21 protein-coding genes and 1 pseudogene are annotated in these 25,109 nt (G+C 61.0%); 7 read left to right on the top strand and 15 right to left on the bottom strand.

What is annotated here, in order from left to right:
• Positions 1 to 124: 124 nt before the first annotated feature.
• The 3 genes from betA to betI form a co-directional block, all read right to left on the bottom strand.
• Entirely contained in the window at positions 125 to 1,828 is a 1,704-nt protein-coding gene (betA, locus tag AB4N53_RS17620; protein WP_460121984.1) for a choline dehydrogenase, read from the bottom strand.
• Between the two features lie 154 nt (positions 1,829 to 1,982).
• Entirely contained in the window at positions 1,983 to 3,455 is a 1,473-nt protein-coding gene (gene betB / locus AB4N53_RS17615) for a betaine-aldehyde dehydrogenase (RefSeq protein WP_460121982.1), read from the bottom strand.
• An 88-nt stretch (positions 3,456 to 3,543) separates the two neighbouring features.
• Positions 3,544 to 4,137 (bottom strand): transcriptional regulator BetI, encoded by a 594-nt coding sequence (betI, locus tag AB4N53_RS17610; protein WP_008085771.1) that lies wholly within the window; start codon positions 4,135 to 4,137, stop codon positions 3,544 to 3,546.
• Positions 4,138 to 4,624: 487 nt separating this feature from the next.
• Here betI and AB4N53_RS17605 point away from each other — a divergent pair, with 487 nt between their 5' ends.
• The gene (locus tag AB4N53_RS17605; protein ID WP_460125183.1) at positions 4,625 to 6,565 is read left to right on the top strand and encodes a BCCT family transporter; all 1,941 of its coding nucleotides are present in this window, start codon (positions 4,625 to 4,627) and stop codon (positions 6,563 to 6,565) included.
• Between the two features lie 177 nt (positions 6,566 to 6,742).
• Here AB4N53_RS17605 and choV read toward each other — a convergent pair whose 3' ends face one another.
• The 3 genes from choV to AB4N53_RS17590 form a co-directional block, all read right to left on the bottom strand.
• Complete coding sequence (gene choV, locus AB4N53_RS17600; protein ID WP_016772804.1) at positions 6,743 to 7,921, bottom strand: choline ABC transporter ATP-binding protein; 1,179 nt, start codon at positions 7,919 to 7,921, stop codon at positions 6,743 to 6,745.
• The gene (gene choW / locus AB4N53_RS17595) at positions 7,918 to 8,763 is read right to left on the bottom strand and encodes a choline ABC transporter permease subunit (protein ID WP_016772805.1); all 846 of its coding nucleotides are present in this window, start codon (positions 8,761 to 8,763) and stop codon (positions 7,918 to 7,920) included. Before choW ends, choV begins: the two co-directional genes overlap by 4 nt.
• Positions 8,764 to 8,839: 76 nt before the next feature.
• A complete protein-coding gene (locus AB4N53_RS17590; protein WP_016772806.1) occupies positions 8,840 to 9,787 on the bottom strand; it encodes a choline ABC transporter substrate-binding protein in 948 nt (315 codons plus the stop codon).
• Positions 9,788 to 10,222: 435 nt separating this feature from the next.
• On the opposite strand from AB4N53_RS17590, the gene AB4N53_RS17585 reads away from it, so the two are divergent.
• Both AB4N53_RS17585 and gbdR read left to right on the top strand, forming a co-directional pair.
• On the top strand, positions 10,223 to 11,599 hold the full coding sequence (locus AB4N53_RS17585; protein WP_460121979.1) for an L-serine ammonia-lyase: 1,377 nt from the start codon (positions 10,223 to 10,225) through the stop codon (positions 11,597 to 11,599).
• 547 nt (positions 11,600 to 12,146) lie between these two features.
• The gene (gene gbdR / locus AB4N53_RS17580; RefSeq protein ID WP_129997777.1) at positions 12,147 to 13,250 is read left to right on the top strand and encodes a choline metabolism transcriptional regulator GbdR; all 1,104 of its coding nucleotides are present in this window, start codon (positions 12,147 to 12,149) and stop codon (positions 13,248 to 13,250) included.
• A gap of 89 nt (positions 13,251 to 13,339) precedes the next feature.
• Here gbdR and AB4N53_RS17575 read toward each other — a convergent pair whose 3' ends face one another.
• From AB4N53_RS17575 to AB4N53_RS17550, 6 genes are all read right to left on the bottom strand, one after another.
• Positions 13,340 to 13,603: a hypothetical protein gene (locus AB4N53_RS17575; protein WP_016772808.1), complete on the bottom strand. Its 264-nt coding sequence runs from the start codon at positions 13,601 to 13,603 to the stop codon at positions 13,340 to 13,342.
• A gap of 371 nt (positions 13,604 to 13,974) precedes the next feature.
• Positions 13,975 to 15,138, bottom strand: a complete 1,164-nt coding sequence (locus AB4N53_RS17570) for a gamma-butyrobetaine dioxygenase (RefSeq protein WP_460121977.1) — start codon at positions 15,136 to 15,138, stop codon at positions 13,975 to 13,977.
• A 24-nt stretch (positions 15,139 to 15,162) separates the two neighbouring features.
• A complete protein-coding gene (locus tag AB4N53_RS17565) occupies positions 15,163 to 15,639 on the bottom strand; it encodes a thioesterase family protein (protein WP_460121975.1) in 477 nt (158 codons plus the stop codon).
• A gap of 124 nt (positions 15,640 to 15,763) precedes the next feature.
• Positions 15,764 to 16,729, bottom strand: a complete 966-nt coding sequence (locus AB4N53_RS17560) for an L-carnitine dehydrogenase (protein WP_460121973.1) — start codon at positions 16,727 to 16,729, stop codon at positions 15,764 to 15,766.
• Positions 16,730 to 16,862: 133 nt separating this feature from the next.
• Entirely contained in the window at positions 16,863 to 17,750 is an 888-nt protein-coding gene (locus AB4N53_RS17555) for a beta-keto acid cleavage family enzyme (protein ID WP_460121971.1), read from the bottom strand.
• Between the two features lie 106 nt (positions 17,751 to 17,856).
• Entirely contained in the window at positions 17,857 to 18,801 is a 945-nt protein-coding gene (locus AB4N53_RS17550) for a choline ABC transporter substrate-binding protein (RefSeq protein WP_130911553.1), read from the bottom strand.
• A gap of 191 nt (positions 18,802 to 18,992) precedes the next feature.
• On the opposite strand from AB4N53_RS17550, the gene AB4N53_RS17545 reads away from it, so the two are divergent.
• A complete protein-coding gene (locus AB4N53_RS17545; RefSeq protein ID WP_460121969.1) occupies positions 18,993 to 19,937 on the top strand; it encodes a GlxA family transcriptional regulator in 945 nt (314 codons plus the stop codon).
• A gap of 136 nt (positions 19,938 to 20,073) precedes the next feature.
• Here the strand turns inward: AB4N53_RS17545 and AB4N53_RS17540 are convergent, their stop codons facing one another.
• The 3 genes and pseudogenes from AB4N53_RS17540 to AB4N53_RS17530 all read right to left on the bottom strand — a co-directional run bounded on the left by AB4N53_RS17540 (position 20,074) and on the right by AB4N53_RS17530 (position 21,158).
• Positions 20,074 to 20,490, bottom strand: coding sequence for a DUF3010 family protein (locus AB4N53_RS17540; RefSeq protein WP_016772815.1), 417 nt, complete (start codon positions 20,488 to 20,490; stop codon positions 20,074 to 20,076).
• Between the two features lie 28 nt (positions 20,491 to 20,518).
• Positions 20,519 to 20,746: pseudogene (locus AB4N53_RS17535) on the bottom strand (helix-turn-helix domain-containing protein); the annotation flags it as partial.
• 10 nt (positions 20,747 to 20,756) lie between these two features.
• Entirely contained in the window at positions 20,757 to 21,158 is a 402-nt protein-coding gene (locus tag AB4N53_RS17530) for a lysozyme inhibitor LprI family protein (protein ID WP_460121967.1), read from the bottom strand.
• A gap of 231 nt (positions 21,159 to 21,389) precedes the next feature.
• On the opposite strand from AB4N53_RS17530, the gene AB4N53_RS17525 reads away from it, so the two are divergent.
• The 3 genes from AB4N53_RS17525 to dgcA all read left to right on the top strand — a co-directional run bounded on the left by AB4N53_RS17525 (position 21,390) and on the right by dgcA (position 25,052).
• Positions 21,390 to 22,367, top strand: coding sequence for a dipeptidase (locus AB4N53_RS17525; protein WP_007962626.1), 978 nt, complete (start codon positions 21,390 to 21,392; stop codon positions 22,365 to 22,367).
• A gap of 78 nt (positions 22,368 to 22,445) precedes the next feature.
• On the top strand, positions 22,446 to 22,976 hold the full coding sequence (locus AB4N53_RS17520; protein ID WP_039757633.1) for a 4-vinyl reductase: 531 nt from the start codon (positions 22,446 to 22,448) through the stop codon (positions 22,974 to 22,976).
• A gap of 15 nt (positions 22,977 to 22,991) precedes the next feature.
• Positions 22,992 to 25,052 carry a dimethylglycine demethylation protein DgcA gene (dgcA, locus tag AB4N53_RS17515; RefSeq protein WP_064365321.1) on the top strand — a complete coding sequence of 687 codons (2,061 nt, stop codon included), beginning with the start codon at positions 22,992 to 22,994 and terminating at the stop codon, positions 25,050 to 25,052.
• Positions 25,053 to 25,109: the final 57 nt, after the last annotated feature.

The raw sequence follows: 25,109 nt of genomic DNA, 5'->3' as shown, positions 1-25,109 counted from the left end.
GAATTGTCTATTGACTGTGAGGGCCTCTTCGCGAGCAGGCTCGCTCCCACAGGGGATTTGTGAATGCCACAGATCCAGTGTGGGAGCGAGCCTGCTCGCGAAGGCCGCGCCTCGGTCTTACGACTTACTGAGCAACCGGGGTGATATCCCGCATCGGCTTGCCCTTCACCGGCGCGCCGTTCGCTACGTAGTACGCAGCGTTGCTGCGCGGCAGCGGCTTGCGGCCACGGATCCTGTCGGCGATTTTCTCGGCCATCATGATCGTCGGCGCGTTGAGGTTGCCGGTGGTGATGATCGGCATGATCGAAGCATCGACCACGCGCAGGCTCTGCATGCCGTGCACACGACCTTCGCCATCGACCACGGCCATCTCGTCGGTGCCCATCTTGCACGAGCAGGACGGGTGGAACGCGGTTTCGGCGTGCTCGCGGATGAACTTGTCGAGCTGTTCATCGCTTTGCACTTCGATGCCCGGGCTGATTTCCCGACCACGGAACGCGTCGAGGGCCGGCTGCTGCATGATTTCGCGGGTCAGGCGGATGCCGTCGCGGAATTCCTGCCAGTCCTGCTCGGTGGCCATGTAGTTGAACAGGATGCTCGGGTGCTGACGCGGATCCTTGGATTTGACCTGGACGCGGCCACGGCTCGGCGAGCGCATGGAGCCCATGTGCGCCTGGAAACCGTGCTCTTTCACACCGTTGCTGCCGTTGTAGTTAATCGCCACCGGCAGGAAATGGTACTGGATGTTCGGCCATTCGAATTCCGGACGCGAACGAATGAAACCGCCGGCCTCGAACTGGTTGCTGGCGCCGATGCCGGTGCCGTTGAACAGCCACTCGGCACCGATCGCCGGCTGGTTGTACCAGAGCAGCGACGGATACAGCGAAACCGGTTGGGTGCAGGCGTATTGCAGGTACAGCTCAAGGTGATCCTGCAGGTTTTCACCGACGCCCGGCAGATCGTGGACCACCGGGATGTCGAGGCTTTCCAGCAGTTTCGCCGGGCCGACACCGGAGCGCTGCAGAATCTGCGGCGAAGCGATGGCGCCGGAGCACAGCAGGACTTCCTTGCGCGCCTTGGCTTCAACACGTTCCTCAGCGTCACCGATCAGGTAACGCACGCCGACCGCACGCTTGCCTTCAAAGAGAATCTTGTCGGTCAGGGCGTGTGTGACGATGGTCAGGGTCGAACGCTTCTTGGCGATGTCGAGGTAGCCACGGGCGGTGGAAGCACGGCGGCCATTCGGTGTCACGGTGCGGTCCATAGGACCGAAGCCTTCCTGCTGGTAACCGTTGAGGTCTTCGGTGCGCGGATAACCGGCCTGCACGCCGGCTTCAACCATGGCGTGGAACAGCGGGTTGTTGCCGGCTTTCGGCGTGGTCACGCTGACCGGGCCGTCGCCACCGTGGTAATCGTTCGGGCCGATGTCACGGGTTTCGGCTTTGCGGAAATACGGCAGGCAATCGAGGTACGACCAGTCTTCCAGGCCCGGCAGTTTCGCCCAGCCGTCGTAGTCCATGGCGTTGCCACGGATGTAGCACATGCCGTTGATCAGCGACGAACCGCCAAGGCCCTTGCCGCGACCGCACTCCATCCGGCGACCGTCCATGTGTGGCTCTGGATCGGTTTCGTAGGCCCAGTTGTAGCGACGCCCCTGCAGCGGGAACGCCAGCGCGGCGGGCATCTGCGTGCGGAAGTCGAGGCGGTAATCCGGGCCACCGGCTTCAAGCAACAGAACGGTGACGCCTTCGTCTTCAGTCAGACGGGTCGCCAGGGTGTTACCGGCCGAGCCGGCACCGATGATGATGTAATCGAATTCTTGGGACATTGAATGCACCCTCTTTGATAGTGGTCAGGTCGGCTCTAGACGAGTGCTGCGCACTCGATTCGCGAGCAGGCTCGCTCCCACAGGAGAAATATTTTCAAGGTGGGAGCGAGCCTGCTCGCGAAGAGGCCATCGCGGGCAATACAAAACTCGGGGGTTAGAACACCGAGACGTAATCGCCCAGTTCGACCTGTACCGATTTGATGCGGGTGAAGTTGTTCAGCGAGCTGATGCCGTTCTCACGGCCCACGCCCGACTGCTTGTAGCCGCCGACCGGCATTTTTGCGTCGGACTCGCCCCAGGCGTTGATCCAGCAGATACCGGCTTCCAGTTGATGAATCACGCGGTGAGCGCGGTTCAGGTCTTTGGTGACGATACCGGCGGCCAGGCCGAAGTCGGTATCGTTGGCGCGGCGGATCACTTCTTCTTCGGTTTCGTAGGAGAGGATCGCCATGACCGGACCGAAGATTTCTTCGCGCACGATGGTCATGTCGTCGCTGCAGTCGGTGAACACGGTTGGCGCAACGAACGCGCCTTTGGCGAATTCGCCGTCGGTCAGACGACCGCCGCCGCACAGCACGCGTGCGCCTTCTTCTTTACCCTTGGCGATGTAACCCAACACGCTTTCCATGTGCGGGAAGCTGACCAGCGGGCCGAAATTGGTGTTCTCGTCTTCCGGGTTGCCGACGCGGATGCGGGCAACGCGCTCAACGATCTTGGCTTCAAAAGCGGCTTTCAGGTGCGCCGGTACGAACACGCGAGTGCCGTTGGTGCAGACCTGACCGGAGCTGTAGAAGTTGGCCATCATCGCGGTGTCGGCAGCGCGATCGAGATCGGCGTCGTCGCAGATGATCAGCGGCGACTTGCCGCCCAGTTCCATGGTCACGTCTTTGAGCGACGATGCCGAAGCGCTGGCCATCACCTTCTTGCCGGTGTCGGTGCCGCCGGTGAAGGAGATTTTTTCGATGCGCGGGTGCTCGGTCAGCCAGGTGCCGACTTCACGGCCGCTGCCGGTCAGGACGTTGAACACGCCGTTCGGCACACCGGCTTCGGTGTAGATCTCGGCCAGTTTCAGAGTGGTCAGCGAGGTGACTTCGCTTGGCTTGAAGATCATCGCGTTACCGGCCGCCAGGGCTGGAGCGGATTTCCACAGGGCGATCTGGATCGGGTAGTTCCAGGCGCCGATACCGGCGACTACGCCCAGCGGTTCGCGACGGGTGTAAACGAAAGAAGTGTCACGCAGCGGGATCTGCTCGCCTTCGATGGCGGGCACCAGGCCTGCGTAGTATTCCAGCACGTCAGCGCCGGTGACGATGTCGACGTACTTGGTTTCGGAGAAGGATTTGCCGGTGTCCAGGGTTTCCAGCGCGGCCAGCTCATCGTTGCGCTCGCGCAGGATGTCAACGGCGCGACGCAGGATGCGCGAACGCTCCATGGCGGTCATCGCGGCCCAGATTTTCTGGCCCTTTTCGGCGCTGACCACGGCGCGCTCGACGTCGTCTTTGGTCGCACGTTGCACCAGTGCGAGGACTTCACCGTTCGCCGGGTTGATGGCTTCGAAGGTGGCGTCGCTGCCGGCGTCGGTGTACGCGCCATCGATGTAGAGTTTTTGCAGTTCGAAACGGGCCATAGTGTCCTCGCAAGTGCATTGGTGGTTGGCGTTGACCACCGCGATCACGCTGCGGTGGAGTTCAGGGGCCGAGCATTTTCTCTGTGCTCTAGCTCACCTTCTTGGCCAATTGGAAATCCATGTATTCGTAAGCGATCTGTTGCGCCTGCGCCGTGTCGAAAGCGTCTCCCGACAGCGCGCCGCGCAACCACAAGCCGTCAATCAACGCTGCCAGACCCCGGGCGGCGCTGCGCGCATCTTCGAGCGGCAGCACACGGCGGAACTGGCAGCACAGGTTGGAATACAGACGGTGATCGTTGATCCGCTGCAACCTGTGCAAAGACGGCTGGTGCATGCTGGTGGCCCAGAAGGCCAGCCAGGTTTTCATTGCCGGGCCATTGACCTGGCTGGCGTCGAAGTTGCCTTCGATGATCACCTGCAGATGCGCCCGTGGGCTGTCATCTGCCAGCGCCTGACGGCGCGCGGTGACGCTCTCGCTGAGGGCGGTCATCAGGTACCGCATCGTGGCGGCGATCAGGCCGTTCTTGTCCTGAAAGTAATGACTGATGATGCCATTCGAGACACCGGCCAAACGGGCGATCAGCGCAATGCTGGCGTCCCCCATTCCGACCTGATCGACCGCCTGCAAAGTGGCTTCGATCAGTTGTTGGCGGCGGATGGGTTGCATACCGACCTTGGGCATCTTGCACATCTCCTTAGGCCTTCCGAGGGGCGAATGACGCCGATCGGATTGAGGGCCAGTCTATTTTGTTTTGATTGAACGTTCAATCAACAAAGAATAAGATCTGCGACAATTCGTCGCTGCCTACAGAAAATTCCTACGTGTGATGACGATAAAAACCGACACCTGAAACGGCTCGAAACCTGCGTGGAGCATGGCGCGGTTCGCGATTCGATGGACGTGTTGAAAGGGCAAGACGCTCGGGGCCAGGTTTCGGATGAACGTCCGTCACCTCTGGGCCACGAAAGCGAATACGCAACGCCATTTCGGCAGGTTCGGGCTTTTTTCGGAGTGTCTTTATATCACCCGCCGGTCGGCTGCCAACTAACCGATTGGTCGGGTTCCGTGATGCCTTGTGTTCTTCTCTCGCACTGCCTGGAGCATTTGTGCCATGAGTTCTGCCTCGCTAATAAAGACCCCGCCCGAGAAGGTGACGGTCAACGGTTGGGTGTTCTACACCTCGACCGCGCTGATTCTGTTGTTGACCGCCATTCTGATCATCGCCCCGCAAGAGGCCGGCAGAATGTTGGGCATGGCCCAGGCCTGGTTGTCGCGCAGCTTCGGCTGGTACTACATGGTGGTGATCGCCGCCTATCTGGTGTTCGTGGTCGGTCTGGCGTTTTCCTCGTACGGCAAACTCAAACTGGGCAGCAAGGACGACACCCCGGATTTCAGCTACGGCGCCTGGGCGGGGATGCTGTTCTCGTCGGGCATCGGCATTTCGCTGTTGTACTTCGGCGCGTCCGAGCCGCTGGATCACTACTTCAACCCGCCGGAAGGCACCTCGGCCAGCAATCTGGCCGCGCGTCAGGCAGTGCAACTGACCTTCCTGCACTGGGGCCTGCACGGCTGGGCGATCTACGCGTTGGTCGGTCTGGCCGTGGCGTATTTCGCCTATCGGCATAACCAGCCACTGGCGCTGCGTTCGGCGCTGTATCCGCTGGTCGGCGAGCGTTGGGTCAAAGGCGCGGCCGGTCACGCAGTGGACGGCTTCGGCATGTTCGTGACCCTACTGGGTCTGGTGACCAACCTGGGGATTGGCTCGCTGCAAGTGTCGTCCGGGCTGGAAAACCTGTTCGGCATGGAGCACAGCAACACCAACCTGCTGATCGTCATCATCGTCATGAGCACCGTGGCGACCATCGCCGCTGTGTCCGGTGTGGAAAACGGCATCCGTCGTCTGTCCAATCTGAACATCGTGCTGTTCAGCGGCCTGCTGATTTTCGTCCTGCTGTTCGGCCCGACTTTGCACCTGCTCAACGGCTTCGTGCAGAACATCGGCGACTACCTCAACGGCGTGGTGCTGAAGACCTTCGACCTGTACGTCTATGAAGGCGACAGCGCCAAGTCCGACCGCTGGCTGGGCCTGTGGACGCTGTTCTACTGGGCGTGGTGGATTTCCTGGGCGCCATTCGTGGGCATGTTCATCGCGCGGATTTCCCGGGGCCGCAGCGTGCGTGAGCTGGTCGCCGGCGTGCTGCTGATTCCGCTGGGCTTCACCCTGGCCTGGCTATCGATCTTCGGTAACTCGGCGCTGGACCTGGTGATGAACCAGGGCGCGGTGGAACTGGGCAAGACGGCGCTGGAACAGCCGTCGATGGCGATCTATCAGTTGCTTGAGCATTACCCGGCGTCGAAAGTCGTGATTGGTGTGTCGATCTTCGTCGGCTTCGTGCTGTTCCTGACCCCGGCCGACTCCGGCGCGGTGATGATGGCGAATCTTTCCTGCAAGGGCGGCAACGTCGACGAAGACGCGCCGCACTGGCTGCGGATCTTCTGGTCGGTGGTGATCACGCTGGTGACCATCGGCCTGTTGTTTGCCGGCAACTTCGAAGCCATGCAGACCATGGTGGTGCTGGCCGGCCTGCCGTTCTCGGTGGTGCTGATCTGCTTCATGTTCGGCCTGCACAAGGCGATGCGCCAGGACGTGCAGATCGAGCAGGAGCAAGCGCAGCTGGCCGAGCGTGGGCGCCGTGGTTTCAGCGAGCGCCTGACGCAACTGGATCTGCAGCCGAGCCAATCGGTGGTGCAGCGCTTCATGGACAAACACGTCACCCCGGCGCTGGAAGATGCAGCGGCGCAGTTGCGCAATCAGGGCATCGAAGTGCAGACGCTGTTGGGCAAGGCCAAGCGCTGCATGGGCGTGCGGGTCGAGATGGAAGAGGGCAACCCTTTCGTTTACGAGGTGAGCCTGGAGGGTTATCTGGCGACCCCGACCGAATCGGCGCAAGCGGATGAAGCGCGTCAGCGTTACTACCGGGCCGAGGTGTATCTGCACAACGGCAGCCAGGATTATGACTTGATGGGCTTTACGCAGGATCAGATCACGCGGGATGTGCTCGATCAGTTTGAAAGCCATCGGCAGCTCCTTGGCCGGGTGTATAGCTAAACTGCATGGGCGCGGTGTTTCAGTCTGAAGCACCGCGTTGTTCCTCTAAAAGATCGCAGCCTTCGGCAGCTCCTACATAAATCGCATTCCCCCTGTAGGAGCTGCCGAAGGCTGCGATCTTTTGATCTTCAAACAAAAACGCCGCGATCCTCTCGCGGCGTTTTTGTGTCTGCGGATTTACCCCAGATTCTTGCCCAGCAACGCGTGATACAACTCGCTGTCGCCCAGAATCCCCACCACATGATTGTTATCGTGCAGCACCAGCTTGTTGCCGGTCTGATAACGGATCTGCAGCGCGTCACGCATGCCGATGTTCGAGTCCACCAGCGTCGGCTTGCGTTCCAGGCCTTCCACCGCTTGCCCCGGTGCCCAGTTCTGCAGGTTGAGTACTGAACCGTTCTGCCGTGCGCCTTTGATGGTGTTGCCTTCGGCCAGGTCCAGCCATGAGTCGCCGCCCGGATCGAGGCACACCGAGCCGTTGATGCGTTTGCACTTGTCCAGCGTGCGCATCAGGCTGCGACCGCAGAGTACGTTGAGCGGGTTGGTGTGGGCGACGAAGGTGCGCACATAGTCGTCCGCCGGGTTGAGGACGATTTCTTCCGGCACGCTGTACTGGATGATCCGACCGTCTTTCATGATCGCAATGCGGCTACCCAATTTGAGCGCTTCATCGAGGTCGTGGCTCACGAACACGATGGTCTTGCTCAGCTTGCGCTGCAGCTCCAGCAGTTCGTCCTGCAGACCCTGGCGGATCAGCGGGTCGAGGGCCGAGAACGGTTCGTCCATCAGCAGAATATCGGCGTCCATGGCCAGCGCACGGGCGAGGCCGACGCGCTGCTGCATGCCGCCAGAGAGTTCGTCCGGCTTCTTGTTGCGCCATTGGGTCAGGCCAACCAGTTCGAGTTTCTCGTCGACCAGTTTCTTGCGTTCCTTCTCCGGTCGACCCTGCATTTCCAGACCGAAACTGATGTTTTCGCGCACCGTCAGCCACGGCATCAGAGCGAATTTCTGAAAGACCATGGCAATGCGCTTGGTGCGCATCATCTTCAGCTCGGCGGGCGTGCAGGAGGCGATGTCGATCTGGCGGTTTTCATGCTCGACGAACAGCTTGCCGCGGCTCACGGTGTTGAGGCCGTTGATGCAGCGCAGCAGGCTCGACTTGCCCGAACCGGACAGGCCCATCAGCACGCAGATCTCGCCCTTGTTGATGTCCAGCGTGGCTTTTTCCACGCCGACGATCTGACCGGTCTTCTTCAGGATCTCGTTGCGGGTCATGCCCTGATCGAGCAGCTTGAGTGCCTCGCGTGGGTCTTTGGAGAAGATTACGTCGACGTCTTCGAAGCGAATTATGCTCATGCGTCACCCCCTACTTTGGCGTCGGGTTGTTTGCAGATACGGTCGAGCATGATCGCCAGCAGTACGATTGCCAGGCCTGCTTCGAAGCCCAGCGCAATATCAGCAGTGTTCAGTGCGTTGACCACCGGTTTGCCGAGTCCGTCGGCGCCGACCAGTGCCGCGATCACCACCATCGACAGCGACAGCATGATGCACTGGGTGATGCCGGCCGCGATGCTCGGCATGGCGTGCGGCAGTTCGATCCGTGAGAGTAGCTGGCGACGCGAGCAGCCGAAGGCTTTGCCGGCGTCCATCAGTTCTTGCGGGACATCGCGGATGCCCAGGTAGGTCAGGCGGATCGGCGCCGCGATGGCGAAGACCACCGTGGAGATCAGGCCCGGAACCACACCCAGCCCGAAGAGGGTCAGGGTAGGAATGAGGTAAACGAAGGTCGGTACGGTCTGCATCAGATCGAGCACCGGCCGCATCATGGTGTAGAACATCGGTTTGTGCGCGGCGACGATGCCCAGCGGCACGCCGATCAACACGCAGACCAGGGTGGCGAACAGCACCTGGGCGAGGGTTTCCATGGTTTCCTGCCAGTACCCCAGGTTGAGGATCAGCAGGAACGAGGCGACCACGAACGCGGTCAGGCCCCACTTGCGTTGAATCAGATGGGCGATGATGGCGATCAGGCCAATCAGCACCAGTGGGTTGAACCAGGTCAGCGCAAACGTCACGCCGTGGATCATCGTTTCCAGTGTCACGGCGATTGCGTCGAAGGTGTTGGCGCCGTGTTGCGTCAACCATTCGACGAAGCCCGCGATGTACTGGCCTAAAGGTATTTTCTGATCAATCAGCATGGTAGTGAACGTCCGCATGCAAGGAAATTAACAGCCCGGGCAGGCACGCCTGCCCGGCATAAGCGGTGCCTTCAAATCAAGGCGCGAGCTTGGCTTTCACGGCCTCCAGGCCTGGTTTACCGTCAATGGTGGTCACGCCAGCGAGCCAGGTATCGAGCACCTGTGGATTCTTTTTCAGCCAGGCCTTGGCGGCCGCGTCAGGCTTCATCTTGTCGTCGAGGATGTTGCCCATCAGTTCACTTTCCATGTCGACGGTGAACTCCAGGTTTTTCAACAACTGACCGACATTGCTGCATTCTTCGGCATAACCCTTGCGGGTGTTGGTCGCCACAGTGGCTGCGCCGAAATCGGGGCCGAAGAAATCGTCGCCGCCGGTCAGGTATTGAATCTTGAAGCGCTTGTTCATCGGGTGCGGTGCCCAGCCGAGAAAGACCACGGCAGTGTCGCGCTTCTGCGCCCGGTCGACTTGCGAGAGCATGCCGGCCTCGGAAGATTCGACGATCTTGAAGCCAGCGGTCTTCAGGCCGAAGGCGTCCTTGTCGATCATGCTCTGGATCAGCCGGTTGCCGTCGTTGCCCGGCTCGATGCCGTAGATCTTGCCGTCGAGCTCTTTCTTGAATTTGGCGATGTCGGCGAAGTCATGCAGGCCTTTGTCGTAGAGGGCTTGCGGCACGGCGAGGGTGTATTTGGCGCCCTTGAGGTTGGTGCGCACGGTGTCGACAGTGCCGGCATCGCGATACGGCTTGATGTCGTTCTCCATGGTCGGCATCCAGTTGCCGAGAAACACGTCCATGTTCTTGCCGTCGGCCAGCGACTTGTAGGTCACGGGCACGGAGATCATGGTGGTCTTGGTCTTGTAGCCGAGGGCGTTGAGAACAACGGAAGTGGTAGCGGTGGTGGCGGTGATGTCGGTCCAGCCGACATCGGAGAAGTTAACGAGGCTGCACTGTGCCGGTTCTGCGGCTTGCGCCAGTAACGGCAGACTCAACAGGGCGGCCAACAACAACGACGGGGAACCTTTCATGGATGGACTCCTTGGTGTTTTTTTTGGCAGTGTTCCGACTGTGGACCACCGCACTTATGGGTTGCGGTTGGTGGCGTTCTGACGACAGCTCTACCGCAGCGCCTTGCAATCGAGTCATCCCGATCATGTACCAGTGAAAATCTGACGCCTACAGGGAGGGTCGTATCCAGTACAGGGATGGTCGCTTCCAGTGTCGGTGACGTCGCTTACAGCTTTTTTCCGCCCTCGATGACCTGCTCAACGGCATAAAAACGGCGTATTTGCGGGGCGAAAACGTAACGACGCTGCTGGACATGACTGCGTCGGTGTCAGACGCCGAGCGCGCCGACAAAAGCCCGATGATGCCGGCATTCGGCGGATCGCAGCTTGAGCGTAGCAGCTCCGCCAGCGGGCGCTTTTGCCGCCCGGACCGGTATTCTCAGGAGCTTCGCAGCAATGGCTATCAGCGTTTTCGACCTGTTCAAAATCGGCATCGGCCCTTCCAGTTCCCACACCGTCGGGCCGATGCGCGCCGCCGCACTGTTCGTCGAGTCGCTGCGCGGTAAGCATCAACTGGAGAAGGTGCAGCGCATCGAGGTGCAGTTGTTCGGATCGCTTTCCGCCACCGGCATCGGTCACGGCAGCGACAACGCGGTGATCATGGGCCTGATGGGCGAGTGGCCGGACGCAATCGACCCGACGCAGATCGGCCCGCGCATTCAGGCGCTGCGCGAAACCCATACGCTTTTATTGGATGGCCGCCTGGCGGTGCCGTTTATCTGGGCGCGGGACATGCGCCTGATCGATGAAAACCTGCCGTTCCATCCCAACGCCATGACGCTGGTAGCCGAAGGCGAGTTCGGTGAGTTGCACCGTGACACCTACTATTCGGTTGGCGGCGGCTTCGTCGTTGATGAGGCGCAAGCGGCCAGCGGTGTGGTCGATCTGGATCGCACTGAATTGCCCTACGATTTCTCCAGCGCGGTCGAGCTGCTGCAGTTGTGCAAAACGCACAACCTGCGCGTCGCCGAACTGATGATGGCCAACGAAAAGGTCTGGCGCAGCGAAGAAGAAATCCGCGCCGGCCTGATGAAACTGTGGCGGGCGATGCAGGATTGCGTCGAGCAGGGCCTCAAGCACGAAGGCATTCTCCCCGGCGGCTTGAACGTGCGGCGTCGTGCGGCGAAGTTGCACCGCAGCCTGCAAGAGCTGAACAAACCGAATGTCATCGGCTCGACCCTGAGCGCGATGGAGTGGGTCAATTTGTTCGCCCTGGCCGTCAATGAAGAGAATGCCGCCGGCGGGCGCATGGTTACCGCGCCGACCAACGGTGCGGCGGGGATCATCCCGGCGGTGCTGCACTACTTTATGAAGTTCAGCGAGGCGGTCACCGACGCCAACGTCGTCGACTATTTCCTCGGCGCGGCGGCAGTCGGCATTTTGTGCAAGAAGAATGCTTCTATATCGGGTGCGGAGGTCGGTTGCCAGGGCGAGGTCGGTTCGGCCTGCGCGATGGCAGCGGCGGGGCTGGCGGAGATTCTCGGCGCTACCCCTGAGCAGTTGTGCAACGCGGCGGAAATCGGCCTGGAACACAATCTGGGCCTGACCTGCGACCCGGTCGGCGGGCTGGTGCAAGTGCCGTGCATCGAGCGCAATGCGATCGCCGCAGTGAAAGCCATCAACGCGGCGCAAATGGCCCTGCGTGGCGACGGTCAGCACTTTATCTCGCTGGACCGGGTGATCCGCACCATGCGCGATACCGGCGCCGATATGCATGACAAATATAAAGAAACTTCGCGCGGTGGGTTGGCGGTCAGCGCGGTTGAGTGCTGAGCCAGCCACACCGGGGTGGATTCTTCGCGAGCAGGCTCGCTCCCACCATAGATCTCCAGTGAACACACTATTTGTGGACCCCAGATTCCAATGTGGGAGCGAGCCTGCTCGCGAAGGCGCCGGACCAGTCAAAACTGCTCAACAAAAGAACACCCCAATCCAGCAGCGCCACCTTTTGGCGCGTCGCAATCAGACAAGCGCCATTGTCCGTGGTGACTTGTCGGTCGTTACTCGACCGTCCGTCGTCCGTGCTTGCGGTGACACTCTGCGCAAATCCTCTGCAGGCCAGTTCCCACAAGTGCTACCGATCTGCTCACAGGCTGCGCAGCAGGGCTGTCGTGGCGCTTGATGGCACTTCGAAATGGCATGTTCCGAGGTCTCATATAGACGCGTCGCGAGGTCGTTTTCAGGAGTTATTGAATGGCCGTCCAATTTCAGGCACGGCAATTGCTCTGTCATAACAAAGCCTGCTTTCTCTGTGAGACGCGGGCAATAACAAGAGCCTCCGCCTGAGGCCACCACCCGCTTTGTGTGAGGAGATACCGCGATGACGTCGTTCAACTCCGGGGCCCAACCCCAGAACCGTGCGCCTCAATCCATCGGCTTTCTGCTGCTGGACAATTTCACGCTGATTTCCCTGGCGTCCGCCGTTGAGCCTCTGCGCATGGCCAACCAATTGTCCGGTCGCGAGCTGTATCGCTGGAGCACCCTCACCGTCGATGGCGGCCAGGTCTGGGCCAGTGACGGTCTGCAGATCACTCCCGACGCCTCCATGCACAAAGCACCGCAACTGGACACCGTTATTGTCTGCGGCGGGATCGGCATTCAACGCACCGTGACCCGTGAACACGTCTCGTGGCTGCAAAGCCAGGCGCGACAGTCCAAGCGCCTGGGCGCGGTGTGCACCGGCAGTTGGGCGCTGGCCTGCGCCGGTCTGCTCGACGGCTTCGATTGCAGCGTGCACTGGGAATGCCTGGCGGCAATGCAGGAAGCCTTCCCGCGCGTGGCCATGAGCACACGCCTGTTCACCCTCGACCGCAACCGCTTCACCAGCTCCGGCGGCACCGCGCCGCTGGACATGATGCTGCACCTGATCAGCCGCGATCACGGTCGTGAACTGTCGGCAGCGATCTCGGAAATGTTCGTCTACGAGCGCATCCGCAACGAACAGGATCACCAGCGCGTGCCGCTCAAGCACATGCTCGGCACCAACCAGCCGAAGCTGCAGGAAATCGTCGCGCTGATGGAAGCCAATCTGGAAGAGCCGATCGATCTGGATGAACTGGCGGTGTATGTCGCGGTGTCGCGTCGACAGCTGGAGCGGTTGTTCCAGAAATACCTGCACTGCTCGCCGTCGCGCTATTACCTGAAGCTGCGCCTGATCCGCGCCCGGCAACTGCTCAAGCAGACGCCGATGTCGATCATCGAAGTGGCGTCGGTGTGTGGTTTCGTCTCCACGCCGCACTTCTCCAAGTGCTACCGCGAGTACTTCGGCATCCCGCCGCGTGACGAGCGCGTCGGCTCCAACACCACCCAGCAGGTAGCCATGCTGCCGCTGCCGCAGGCCATCGTGATGTCGCCGCTGTCGGGGCCGATGTCGGCGCTGAGCCAGGCGCGCAATGAGTCGACGTTTGCCAGCGTAAGGCTGTAAAGCAAAAGATCGCAGCCTTCGGCAGCTCCTACATTTGGAATACGTTCCCCTGTAGGAGCTGCCGAAGGCTGCGATTTTTTGATCTTTTCTCAGGCGCTGTGGGACTGCTGATAATCCGAGAGGGCGGGCAACAATTGCTTGTCGATCGCCTGACGCACCGCCGGCTGAATGCTGGCGCCGCTGGTGTACATGTCCTTGACCATCTTGCGCAGTTCGAATGCGCGAACATTATCCAGGCCACGTACCGCGCACTCGCAGGCCTGCTCGGCGGTGGTGCCGCTCGGCACTTGGATACCCAAGGCCTTTAGCTGGCCCAACAGATCTTCCTGGTCAATCAAATCGGCGTACATCATTACGCAAATCCTTCTGTGGCAACGGAGGTCTTGGCTCGATTCTGGTGGCCCCGACCGGACGCGGCAAGGGCGTTTTGTCGCAGTGGCCGGGACGACTATGAACAGGTCGTTTTCGGCTAACCGACTGGATTGGCGACTAGGCACACTGGCTCCAGCTCGCTTCACGAAGGTTTGGTCACCCTCGCCTGGCAGCTCCTCAACAGTACCCTCCTCAGCTCCGATCCTGTCACGGCTTGATCGGAGTTTTTTTTGCCTGTGAATCAGTCAGAGATTTGTTGTTCCCGCTGACGCTTTCGCGAGCAGGCTCGCTCCCACTTTGGAATGCGTACCCCTGTGGGAGCGAGCCTGCTCGCGAAGAACGATGACGCGGTTCAACGTTGCAACACCAGAATCCGCGACAACAACTCATCCCGGTCGACATAGCAGCCCTGAAAATGCCGCGCCCCGGTGGCTGGGTCAAAGGCATTGCGCGCATGCAGCGTGCGGCGGTTGTCAAAGCACCACAACTCGCCCGGCTTGAGCCGCTGCATCAGCCGAAACCGCGGTTCGCGGGTCATCGCAATAAAGCGTCGATAGGCTCGATACAGCAACGGCATCTGCGCCTGCGACGTATCGAACGCCCCGCGCAGGAAGTTGGCCATGCGAATCTCCGCCACCCGGCCCAGCGCATCCACAGCGATGATCGGCGCCAGGCAGCGATAGTCGCTGTGCCGGTCCTTGTTGCGAAATTCCACGGGGATTTCACACAGGGCCTCAAACAGCTGCGGCTCCTCCTGACGCAAGGCGTCGGCGATCGCAAAACCATCGACGAAAATGCTCTCGCCACCCTCCGCATCATTCACCAGGCAATGCAGAAATTGCAGCCCCGGTTGCAGCTCGCGAGTCGGCAAATCCGTGTGCAATGGCAGGTTGAAGGCGGTGTAGGCGTTGCTGTCGGCGTCGGCTTTGGATTGCACATTGAACAGCACGCCGAAATTGCTTTCGCGGATGAAGGAAATCCGCTGCGCGATGAGCTTCAGCGAACCCGGCTCGGTGGGCACGCCACGCACTTGGGTCAGGCCGACGTCACGCACGGCGAGCAACCATTGCAGCAGCGCAGCGTTGTCGTTCATCAGCGCTGTGTACTCGAACACCAGCAATTGCAGATCGCTGTGCCACAAACGGGGCTGCGGTTTGCCGGCCAGGCGTTCGGCGCGGGATTGATCGTCATAGGCGTGAGCGCGCAACCAGCCCGGGTCGAAGCGGCTGAGGTGACCGTCCTGCCAGTCGATGCGCAGGCAGCCATCGGTGTCGACGCGCGTGGCCAGCGGTTGCAAATCCTCGGCGGCATCGACGCTCTCGAAAACCTGCTCGCGAGTGACGCTGTAGACACATTGATCACATGGGCAATTGTCGCGCAGCCATACGTGGTGAAACGGGCTGACACGACCGTCAGCCCATTCGATGACAACGCGATCCGCCAGACCCTGCACGCCACGCAGCGCGCTGATCAACGGATAAGTACGAAAATCGGCGACAGCGACGGCGGTGTTCATGGCGGCTCCTTGGCGGTGGCGGATTTACCGGGCGGGTGGCAGCGCAATCACGCGGCCAATGTAAGCGGGGGCGGGCAGGTCGGTTTGATCCGCGACGATGGCTTGCAGGCGATGCAACGTATCGGGGCTGAACGGCGCCGCGCGCGGGCCAACGAGGTCAACGTGCAACAGCATCTGCTCGTTGCCGGCCAGCGCTTGCTCGTCGCCGGCCTTGTGCAGGCTGTGGTAGAGGTGCAGGCGCTTGCTGTCGTGGCCGATGATTTGCGTGCGTACTTCGACCTCGGTGTCGAGCTTCACTTCGTGCAGATAATTGAGGTGAAGCTCGAGGGTGAACAGCGAATGGCCGCTGGCTTCGCGGTTGCTGCTGTCCATGCCGAGGCGGTCCATCAGCGCGTCGGTGGCGTAGCTGAAGATCAGTAGGTAGAAGGCATCGCGCAGGTGGCCGTTGTAGTCGACCCAGTCGGGGATGATGGTGGTCTGGTAGGTGGTGAGGTGGGGCATGGTCTCGGTTCCAACATTGATGACTGGACTGCCGTCTTCGCGAGCAGGCTCGCTCCCACATTAAAATGCGTTTACCTGTGGGAGCGAGCCTGCTCGCGAAGGGGCCGGAAGAGCTCTGCAAGGTCTATTCGCTGAAACTCATTCCATGCTTTTCCTTGGTGGTTTTCACAGCCTCGAGCACCGCCAGCAAGCAATCATCACGATAGCGCTCCAGCGCCGAAATGCTGTGCCGACCGAGCTGATCAGTGGTGCCATCGACCACATCATCGATCAACTTGTCGGTCAGCTCCGGCGCTGGCAGATACGTCCACGGCAACTGCAACGCCGGGCCAAATTGCGACATGAAGTGGCGCATGCCGGCATCGCCGCCGGCGAGGGTGTAGGTCAGGAACGTGCCCATGAACGACCAGCGCAAACCGGCGCCAAAGCGAATCGCATCGTCGATTTCGCCGGTCGTCGCGATACCGTCATTGACCAGGTGCAGCGCCTCGCGCCACAGCGCTTCGAGCAGGCGATCAGCAATGAACCCCGGCACTTCCTTGCGCACATGCAACGGGCGCATGCCGAGCGATTGGTAGACTTGCATCGCCGCTTGCACCGCCTCCGGCGCGGTGTTTTTGCCGCCGACCACTTCCACCAGCGGCAGCAGGTAAACCGGGTTGAACGGGTGTCCGACCACGCAGCGTTCAGGGTGCGTCGAGCTCTCGTAGAATTCGCTCGGCAACAGTCCCGACGTGCTCGAACCGATCAGCGCATTGGGCTTGGCCGCTGCGCTGATTTTGCTGTGCAGATCGAGTTTCAGCTCCAGACGTTCCGGGGCGCTTTCCTGAATGAAGTCGGCATCGCGCACGCACTCCTCGATGGTGGCGACAAAGCGCAGGCGATCCTGCGCAGCGCGCGGCGCCAGACCGTTTTTCTCCAGCGCGCCCCACGCATTGGCCACACGTTGGCGCAACGCCGCTTCAGCGCCGGGCGCCGGGTCCCAGGCCACTACATCGAGGCCGTGGGCGAGGGCGCGGGCGACCCAGCCACTGCCGATGACACCGCTGCCCAGAGCGGCGAAGGTTTTGATTTCGGTGATAAAGCGCATGGTGATGTCCTGAAGAGTTCGAAGAGCCCTGTAGGAGCTGCCGAAGGCTGCGATCTTTTGATCTTGCGTCTAAAAAATCAAAGTCAAAAGATCGCAGCCTTCGGCAGCTCCTACAGGTGAAATGGGTGATGGATCAGTCGCGCTGGGTCAGGCCCATTTTCTTGCGGCCTTCTGCCGGTGTGAGCACGCGCGCACCGAGGCGGCTGAGGATTTCCGTGGCGCGTTCAACCAATTGACCGTTGGTCGCCAGCACACCTTTGTCCAGCCACAGGTTGTCCTCCAGCCCGACCCGCACGTTGCCGCCGAGCAGCACCGCTTGCGCCGCCATCGGCATCTGCATGCGACCAATGCCGAATCCGGCCCACACCGCGTCTCCGGGCAGGTTGTCGACCATGGCCTTCATCGTGGTGGTGTCGGCCGGCGCGCCCCACGGGATGCCCAGACACAGCTGGAACAGCGGGTTGTCGAGCAAGCCTTCCTTGATCATCTGCTTGGCGAACCACAGATGCCCGGTGTCGAAAATTTCCAGCTCGGCCTTCACCCCCAGCTCGGTGATGCGCTTGGCGCCGGCGCGCAGTTGCGCCGGGGTGGAGACGTAAATGGTGTCGCCGTCGCCGAAGTTCAGCGTGCCGCAATCGAGGGTGCAGATTTCCGGCAGCAGTTCTTCAACATGGGCGAGACGGGTCAGCGGGCCGACCAGATCGGTGTTCGGGCCGAACTCCATCGGCTTCTCGCCAGCGCCGATTTCCAGGTCGCCGCCCATCCCGGCGGTGAGGTTGACGATGATGTCGACGTCCGCCTCGCGGATGCGCTCCATCACTTCGCGGTACAGCGCCACGTCACGGCTGAACTTGCCGGTCTGCGGATCACGGACATGGCAGTGCACGACGGTGGCGCCGGCCTTGGCCGCTTCCACCGCGGCAGCGGCAATCTGTTTCGGGGTGACCGGCACGTGTGGACTTTTGGCGGTCGTGTCGCCAGCACCGGTGAGTGCGCAGGTGATGATGACGTCGTGGTTCATGGTGCGTTTCCTTCAGGCGTGATGGGTCTGTCCGCAGCCCGTGGCGGGGCTGCGAAGCGTGGTTCAGTTGCCTCTCCCATCTGGGAGAGGGGGGTTCAATAAAAGGTTATTTGCTGGTCAGCTGGAGGTTTTCAGCAGCCGGTTTGCCATCGAAAGTCGTCACACCTTCAAGCCAGCGCTGTTTGTCTTCGGGGTGATCCTTGAGCCACTGCTTCGCCGACTCGAAGGCATCCTTGTGATCGAGCAGCGGCTGCATCATCCGGCTCTCGGCTTCGGCGGTGAACGTCAGGTTGGTCAGCAGGCGGCCGATGTTCGGGCATTGCTCGGCGTACTTCGGTGAAGTGACCGTCCACACCGTGGCCATGCCTTCGTTCGGGCCGAGGGCGTCTTCGCTGCCGGTCAGATAGGTCATCTGAATGTTGACGTTCATCGGGTGCGGCGCCCAACCGAAGAACACTACGGCTTCCTTGCGGCGCACGGCGCGATCGACGGCGGCGAGCATGCCGGCCTCGCTCGATTCGACCAGCTGGAATTTGCCCAGACCAAACTGGTTCTTGGCGATCATCGCCTTGATCTGCGTGTTGGCGCCGGAGCCTGGCTCGATGCCGTAGATCTTGCCGCCCAGTTCCTTCTCGAACTTGGCGATGTCGGCGAAGGTTTTCAGGCCCTTGTCAGCCAGATAGGTCGGCACGGCGAGGGTGGCACGGGCGTCTTTCAGGCTCGGTGCTTCGAGCACTTTCACCTGATTGGCCTCGACGAACGGGGTGATGGTCTGGGTCATCAGCGGGTTCCAGTAGCCGAGGAACAGGTCCAGGCGCTGATCGCGGATCCCGGCGAAGATGATCTGCTGAGAGGCGCTGGTCTGTTTGGTGCTGTAGCCGAGGCCGTCGAGCAGGACCTGGGTCATGGCACTGGTGGCGATCACATCGGTCCAGTTGACCACGCCCATGCGTACATTCTTGCAGGAGGCCGGTTCGGCCGCCATCACGCCGGTGCTGAAGAAAGCGGTACCGCTGAGTGCAAGAACGCAGCTGCTGATCAGTCGTTTCATGTCGGGTTCCTCGGCAGTTCGATTATTGTGGTTCCCGGCATCTGCGCGCCGGTGAGGCCAAGTTACGCAGCTATGCGCCCGTGAAAGCGCACTGCGGCGACTGGCATTTGCACTGTAGCGACCTGCATGCTTGAACGCCGCCGATAATCGGCGTATCAACGAGCCACGCGACCCGCCAACCGAGTGCGCCCATGTCCCAGGATTTCTACTTTTTGCTGATGCCGGGGTTCTCCGCCATCGGCTTTATTTCCGCGATCGAACCGTTGCGCGTGGCCAACCGCTTTCGCGGCGAGTTGTACCGCTGGCATGTGCTCAGCGCCGATGGCGGCGCGGTACTGGCGAGCAACGGCATGTCGGTCAACGCCGATGCGGCGCTGGAGCCGCTGAAGAAAGGCGCGACCTTGCTGGTGGTGGCCGGCTTCGAACCGCTGAAGTTCGTCACGCCGACGCTGGAGCACTGGTTGCGCAGGCTGGACAAGGACGGCGTGACCCTCGGCGCCATCGACACCGGCAGCTTTGTCCTCGCTGAAGCGGGGCTGCTTGATGGCCATCGCCTGACCCTGCACTGGGAGGCGATCGATGCGTTCAAGGAGTCTTATCCACAGCTCAGCGTGACCCAGGAGCTGTTCGAGATTGATCGGCGGCGGATCACCTCGGCGGGTGGCACGGCGTCGATTGATCTGATGCTCGATCTGATCGCCCAGGCGCACGGCCCGCAACTGGCGATTCAGGTCAGCGAGCAGTTTGTGCTGGGGCGCATCCGCCCGCGCAAGGATCACCAGCGCATGGAAGTCGCCACGCGTTATGGCATCAGCAATAAGAAACTGGTACAGGTGATCGGCGAGATGGAGCAGCACAGCGAGCCGCCGCTGACCACGCTGCAACTGGCGGAATCGATCAAGGTGACCCGGCGGCAGCTGGAGCGTTTGTTCCGGCTGCACCTGAACGATACGCCGAGCAACTTCTATCTGCGCCTGAGACTGGAAAAGGCCCGGCAGCTGCTGCGCCAGACCGACATGAGCGTGCTCGAAGTCAGCATCGCCTGCGGTTTTGAATCACCGTCGTACTTCACCCGCAGTTATCGCGCGCGTTTCGCCCGCTGCCCGCGCGAAGACCGCCGTACCGCCAACGCCTGAATGGATGTACCCAAAACCAATGTGGGAGCGAGCCTGCTCGCGAAGACGGCGCGTCAGTCAATACAGGATTGACTGATCCACCGCTTTCGCGAGCAGGCTCGCTCCCACATTGGATCTTCATTGTCTGGAAAAACGCTTACTTTTTCACCAACGCCGAACACGCCGCTTTGTACGCCTCATGCTGATATTTGTTCAACGTCCCCGGCAGTTCAAAGTTGTGCTTCTTGGCCTGCGCGTTGATCGTCTGCGGCGACAGCAGCGTCACCTCACAACCATCAAGCAGTTGAAACACGCCCTCGATCTTGAACGTCGTCGGCCCACCGGCAAACTCGCCCTTTTTGCTGCGCTTCTTGATCGCAATCCGGTCCACCGAATTCTCCCGCACAAACGACGCCACCTGCGCCGCGAATCGCCGCACGTTCGCCGCCTCGTCATCGTCATCCAGAGCAATCTTCTTCGTGGCGAGAGGAACGTGGCTCAACGTCGAACCGTCGAGCGCCGCCACGGCGATGATCGCTTCGCTGCCTTTGATTTCAATGCCGCAGATGTTCATGGGAATTCCTTGGAATAAAGAGGGCAGCTTACAGCTCAAGCTGACTGGCTGTGATGCCGAACGCGGCGGCGATTTTCTCGCGGGTGGCCTTGCGAGGTTTGGCGACTGTTTCCTGCTGGGCAAACGCCGGTTGCGAGATGCCCATGCGCTTCGCCACTTCTTCCTGCGTCAGGTTGAGATGTTCGCGCCAGGCGCGGATCGGTGTTGCGCCGTCAACCATTTGGCTGACCACTTCATGAGGAATCATTGATTTATCCTTTGTATGTTTATTCTTGCCCGATCGACTCCAAAAACTCCGACCGTTCATCACTCATCCGCGCGACACAATCATTCTGCGCAATGGTGAAGGCCTTGCTCCCCGCCGTGGCCGGGAACGCTTCCACCGCGCAATCCGCATCCCGCGTCTTCAGCCACTGCTGCTGGGCGGTTTTCAGTTTGGAGGTGATGTCGGCCAGTTGCGTCGGGTTCTTGCCGTAAGCGGTCTGCATGCGTTCGTTGAGGCTGGCGTAGTTGTCTTTGAGCAGGTCTTCGGCGGTGCTGCGGCTGTAGGCGGAGCATTCCAGGGTCTGGATGTCGTTTTCCACCGCATCGCACGGGTTGTTCTCGGATTCTTCGGCGGCGTGGGCGCCGGTCGCAATCAGTGCCAGGGCGAGGAAGATCGATTTCATTGGGGTCGCTCTAATCCGTGGGTAGGTGCAGGCTGCGGCAGATTCTGGCGCAAGCGCGCGGGCTTGAACAGCCAGCCGAGGAGGGCGGCCAACGACCCTTTGTCGCGGATTGACGCTTTCGGCAATTCCCCTGTCGTTTTTGCACCCGGTCGCCCCGGCACCGAGGCATATGCTGGCCCCAAAGCGCCGGCAGACGATTCGGCGCATGAATCGCCAATAAGGGGACGCCTGATGAGCCCAGCCGAATTACACGCCGACAGCATCGTTATCGACGGTCTGATCATTGCCAAATGGAACCGCGAGCTGTTTGAAGACATGCGCAAGGGCGGTCTGACGGCAGCCAACTGCACTGTGTCGGTGTGGGAAGGCTTTCAGGCGACCGTGAACAACATTGCTGCCAGCCAGAAACTGATCCGCGAAAACAGCGATCTGGTGATGCCTGTGCGCACCACCGCCGACATCCGTCGCGCCAAGGAACAAGGCAAGACCGGCATCCTCTTCGGCTTCCAGAATGCCCACGCTTTCGAAGACCAGATCGGCTATGTCGAGGTGTTCAAGCAGCTCGGCGTCGGTATCGTGCAGATGTGCTACAACACCCAGAATCTGGTCGGCACCGGTTGCTACGAACGCGACGGCGGCCTCTCGGGTTTCGGTCGCGAGATCGTCGCCGAGATGAACCGCGTCGGCGTCATGTGCGACCTGTCCCACGTCGGTTCCAAGACCTCCGAAGAAGTCATTCTCGAATCGAAAAAACCGGTCTGCTATTCGCACTGCCTGCCGTCGGGCCTCAAAGAGCACCCGCGCAACAAGTCCGACGCAGAACTGAAGTTCATTGCCGACCACGGCGGTTTTGTCGGCGTGACCATGTTTGCGCCGTTCCTCGCCAAGGGCATCGATTCGACCATCGACGATTACGCCGAAGCCATCGAATACACCATGAACATCGTCGGCGAAGACGCCATCGGTATCGGCACCGATTTCACTCAGGGCCACGGCCAGGACTTCTTCGAATACCTGACCCACGACAAGGGCTACGCCCGCCGCCTGACCAGCTTCGGCAAGATCATCAACCCGCTGGGCATCCGCACCGTCGGCGAATTCCCCAACCTCACCGAAACCCTGCTCAAGCGCGGCCATTCCGAGCGTGTGGTGCGCAAGATCATGGGCGAGAACTGGGTCAACGTCTTGAAAGATGTCTGGGGCGAATAAGCCGCCGCACTTCTGAATCCTTTCCCCCGGCCATCCGCGTCGGGGGCAACACACAAAATTTTCTGGAGTTAAGTTTCCATGGCCAAGATCGCCCCGCAATTGCCAATCGAAGTCGACAGCGAGACCGGTGTCTGGACCTCCGACGCCCTGCCAATGCTCTATGTGCCGCGCCACTTTTTCGTCAACAACCACATGGGCATCGAGGAAGTGCTCGGCGCTGAAGCCTATGCCGAGATCCTCTACAAGGCCGGCTACAAATCCGCCTGGCACTGGTGTGAAAAAGAAGCCGAATGCCACGGCCTGGAAGGCGTCGCGGTGTTCGAGCACTACATGAAGCGCCTGTCGCAGCGTGGCTGGGGCCTGTTCAAGATCCAGGACATCGACCTCGACAAGGGCACCGCCAGCGTCAAGCTCGAGCACTCGGCGTTTGTCTACGTCTACGGCAAGGTCGGGCGCAAGGTCGATTACATGTTCACCGGCTGGTTCGCCGGGGCCATGGACCAGATTCTCGAAGCCCGTGGCAGCAAGATCCGTACTGTGGCCGAACAAGTCTACGGAGGCTCCGAAGAGGGCCACGATGACGGCTTGTTTATCGTCAAGCCGTTGTAAGCCGAGGACCGTGCCATGGCTTTCGAAGCAATGTTCCAGCCGATCCAGATCGGCAAACTGACCATCCGCAACCGCGTGCTCAGCACCGCGCACGCCGAGGTCTACGCGACTGACGGTGGCATGACCACCGACCGCTACGTCAAATACTACGAGGAGAAAGCCAAGGGCGGTATCGGCCTGGCGATCTGTGGCGGTTCGTCCGTCGTGGCGATCGACAGCCCGCAGGAATGGTGGAGTTCGGTCAATCTGTCCACCGACCGGATCATTCCGCACTTCCAGAATCTGGCTGACGCGATGCACAAGCATGGCGCCAAGATCATGATCCAGATTACCCACATGGGCCGTCGTTCGCGCTGGGACGGTTTCAACTGGCCGACGCTGATGTCGCCGTCGGGCATCCGTGAACCGGTGCACCGCGCCACCTGCAAGACCATCGAGCCGGAAGAGATCTGGCGGGTGATCGGCAACTACGCCCAGGCTGCGCGCCGGGCCAAGGCCGGTGGCCTCGACGGCGTCGAACTGTCGGCCGTGCACCAGCACATGATCGACCAGTTCTGGAGTCCGCGCGTAAACAAGCGCACCGATGAATGGGGCGGCAGCTTCGAAGGGCGGATGAAGTTCGGTCTTGAAGTCCTGAAAGCCGTGCGTGCCGAGGTCGGTGACGATTTCTGCGTGGGCATGCGCCTGTGCGGTGACGAGTTCCACCCGGACGGCTTGTCCCACGAGGACATGAAGCAGATCGCCAAGTATTACGACGACACCGGCATGCTCGATTTCATCGGCGTGGTCGGCTCGGGTTGCGACACCCACAACACCCTGGCCAACGTGATTCCGAACATGAGTTATCCACCGGAGCCGTTCCTGCATCTGGCTGCCGGGATCAAGGAAGTGGTCAAGGTGCCGGTGCTGCACGCGCAGAACATCAAGGACCCGAACCAGGCCACGCGCATCCTTGAAGGCGGTTACGTCGACATGGTCGGCATGACCCGCGCGCACATCGCTGACCCGCACCTGATCGCCAAGATCAAGATGGGCCAGATCGACCAGATCAAGCAGTGCGTAGGTGCCAACTATTGCATCGACCGCCAGTATCAGGGCCTGGACGTGCTGTGCATCCAGAACGCCGCGACCTCCCGTGAATACATGGGCGTGCCGCACATCATCGAGAAATCCACCGGGCCGAAACGCAAAGTGGTGATCGTCGGTGCCGGCCCGGCCGGGATGGAAGCGGCACGCGTGGCTGCCGAGCGTGGCCACGACGTCACGCTTTTCGAGAAGAAGGAATTCATCGGTGGGCAAATCACCACCGCATCGAAAGCACCGCAACGTGACCAGATCGCCGGCATCACCCGCTGGTTCCAGCTGGAACTGGCGCGGTTGAAAGTCGATCTGCGCCTGGGTACGGCGGCGGATGCCGACACCATCATGGACCTGCGTCCGGATGTCGTGGTGCTGGCGGTCGGCGGTCATCCGTACCTTGAGCAGAACGAACACTGGGGCGCGGCCGAAGGGCTGGTGGTCAGCAGTTGGGACGTGCTCGACGGCAAGGTTGCGCCGGGCAAGAACGTGCTGGTCTACGACACCATTTGCGAGTTCACCGGGATGTCGGTCGCCGACTTCCTCGCCGACAAGGGCAGCCAGGTCGAAATCGTCACCGATGACATCAAACCGGGCGTGGCCATCGGCGGTACGTCGTTCCCGACCTACTACCGCAGCATGTACCCGAAAGAAGTGATCATGACCGGCGACATGATGCTGGAGAAGGTCTACCGCGAGGGCGACAAGCTGATCGCGGTGCTGGAGAACGAATACACCGGTGCGAAAGAGGAGCGGGTGGTCGATCAGGTGGTCGTCGAAAACGGCGTGCGCCCGGACGAGGAAATCTACTACGCCCTCAAGGATGGCTCGCGCAACAAGGGCCAGATCGACGTCGAAGCGCTGTTCGCGATCCAGCCGCAACCTTCGCTGAGCGAGGCGGGCGACGGCTACTTGCTGTTCCGCATCGGCGACTGCGTGGCGCAGCGTAATACCCATGCCGCGATCTACGACGCCCTGCGGTTGTGCAAGGATTTCTGACGGCTTGCACCAAACCCTGTGGGAGCGAGCCTGCTCGCGAATGCAATCTGTCAGTTG

It is taken from the genome of Pseudomonas sp. H3_E04, assembly GCF_054668915.1.
The sequence above is the reverse complement of the archived record's forward strand: the minus strand, read 5'-3'. Positions and strand labels throughout refer to the sequence as shown.

Coding starts and splice junctions, on each gene's coding strand:
- betA (WP_460121984.1), bottom strand. CDS start 1,828: ATGTCCCAAGAATTCGATTACATCATCATCGGTGCCGGCTCGGCCGGT.
- betB (WP_460121982.1), bottom strand. CDS start 3,455: ATGGCCCGTTTCGAACTGCAAAAACTCTACATCGATGGCGCGTACACC.
- betI (WP_008085771.1), bottom strand. CDS start 4,137: ATGCCCAAGGTCGGTATGCAACCCATCCGCCGCCAACAACTGATCGAA.
- choV (WP_016772804.1), bottom strand. CDS start 7,921: ATGAGCATAATTCGCTTCGAAGACGTCGACGTAATCTTCTCCAAAGAC.
- choW (WP_016772805.1), bottom strand. CDS start 8,763: ATGCTGATTGATCAGAAAATACCTTTAGGCCAGTACATCGCGGGCTTC.
- AB4N53_RS17590 (WP_016772806.1), bottom strand. CDS start 9,787: ATGAAAGGTTCCCCGTCGTTGTTGTTGGCCGCCCTGTTGAGTCTGCCG.
- AB4N53_RS17585 (WP_460121979.1), top strand. CDS start 10,223: ATGGCTATCAGCGTTTTCGACCTGTTCAAAATCGGCATCGGCCCTTCC.
- gbdR (WP_129997777.1), top strand. CDS start 12,147: ATGACGTCGTTCAACTCCGGGGCCCAACCCCAGAACCGTGCGCCTCAA.
- AB4N53_RS17575 (WP_016772808.1), bottom strand. CDS start 13,603: ATGATGTACGCCGATTTGATTGACCAGGAAGATCTGTTGGGCCAGCTA.
- AB4N53_RS17570 (WP_460121977.1), bottom strand. CDS start 15,138: ATGAACACCGCCGTCGCTGTCGCCGATTTTCGTACTTATCCGTTGATC.
- AB4N53_RS17565 (WP_460121975.1), bottom strand. CDS start 15,639: ATGCCCCACCTCACCACCTACCAGACCACCATCATCCCCGACTGGGTC.
- AB4N53_RS17560 (WP_460121973.1), bottom strand. CDS start 16,729: ATGCGCTTTATCACCGAAATCAAAACCTTCGCCGCTCTGGGCAGCGGT.
- AB4N53_RS17555 (WP_460121971.1), bottom strand. CDS start 17,750: ATGAACCACGACGTCATCATCACCTGCGCACTCACCGGTGCTGGCGAC.
- AB4N53_RS17550 (WP_130911553.1), bottom strand. CDS start 18,801: ATGAAACGACTGATCAGCAGCTGCGTTCTTGCACTCAGCGGTACCGCT.
- AB4N53_RS17545 (WP_460121969.1), top strand. CDS start 18,993: ATGTCCCAGGATTTCTACTTTTTGCTGATGCCGGGGTTCTCCGCCATC.
- AB4N53_RS17540 (WP_016772815.1), bottom strand. CDS start 20,490: ATGAACATCTGCGGCATTGAAATCAAAGGCAGCGAAGCGATCATCGCC.
- AB4N53_RS17530 (WP_460121967.1), bottom strand. CDS start 21,158: ATGAAATCGATCTTCCTCGCCCTGGCACTGATTGCGACCGGCGCCCAC.
- AB4N53_RS17525 (WP_007962626.1), top strand. CDS start 21,390: ATGAGCCCAGCCGAATTACACGCCGACAGCATCGTTATCGACGGTCTG.
- AB4N53_RS17520 (WP_039757633.1), top strand. CDS start 22,446: ATGGCCAAGATCGCCCCGCAATTGCCAATCGAAGTCGACAGCGAGACC.
- dgcA (WP_064365321.1), top strand. CDS start 22,992: ATGGCTTTCGAAGCAATGTTCCAGCCGATCCAGATCGGCAAACTGACC.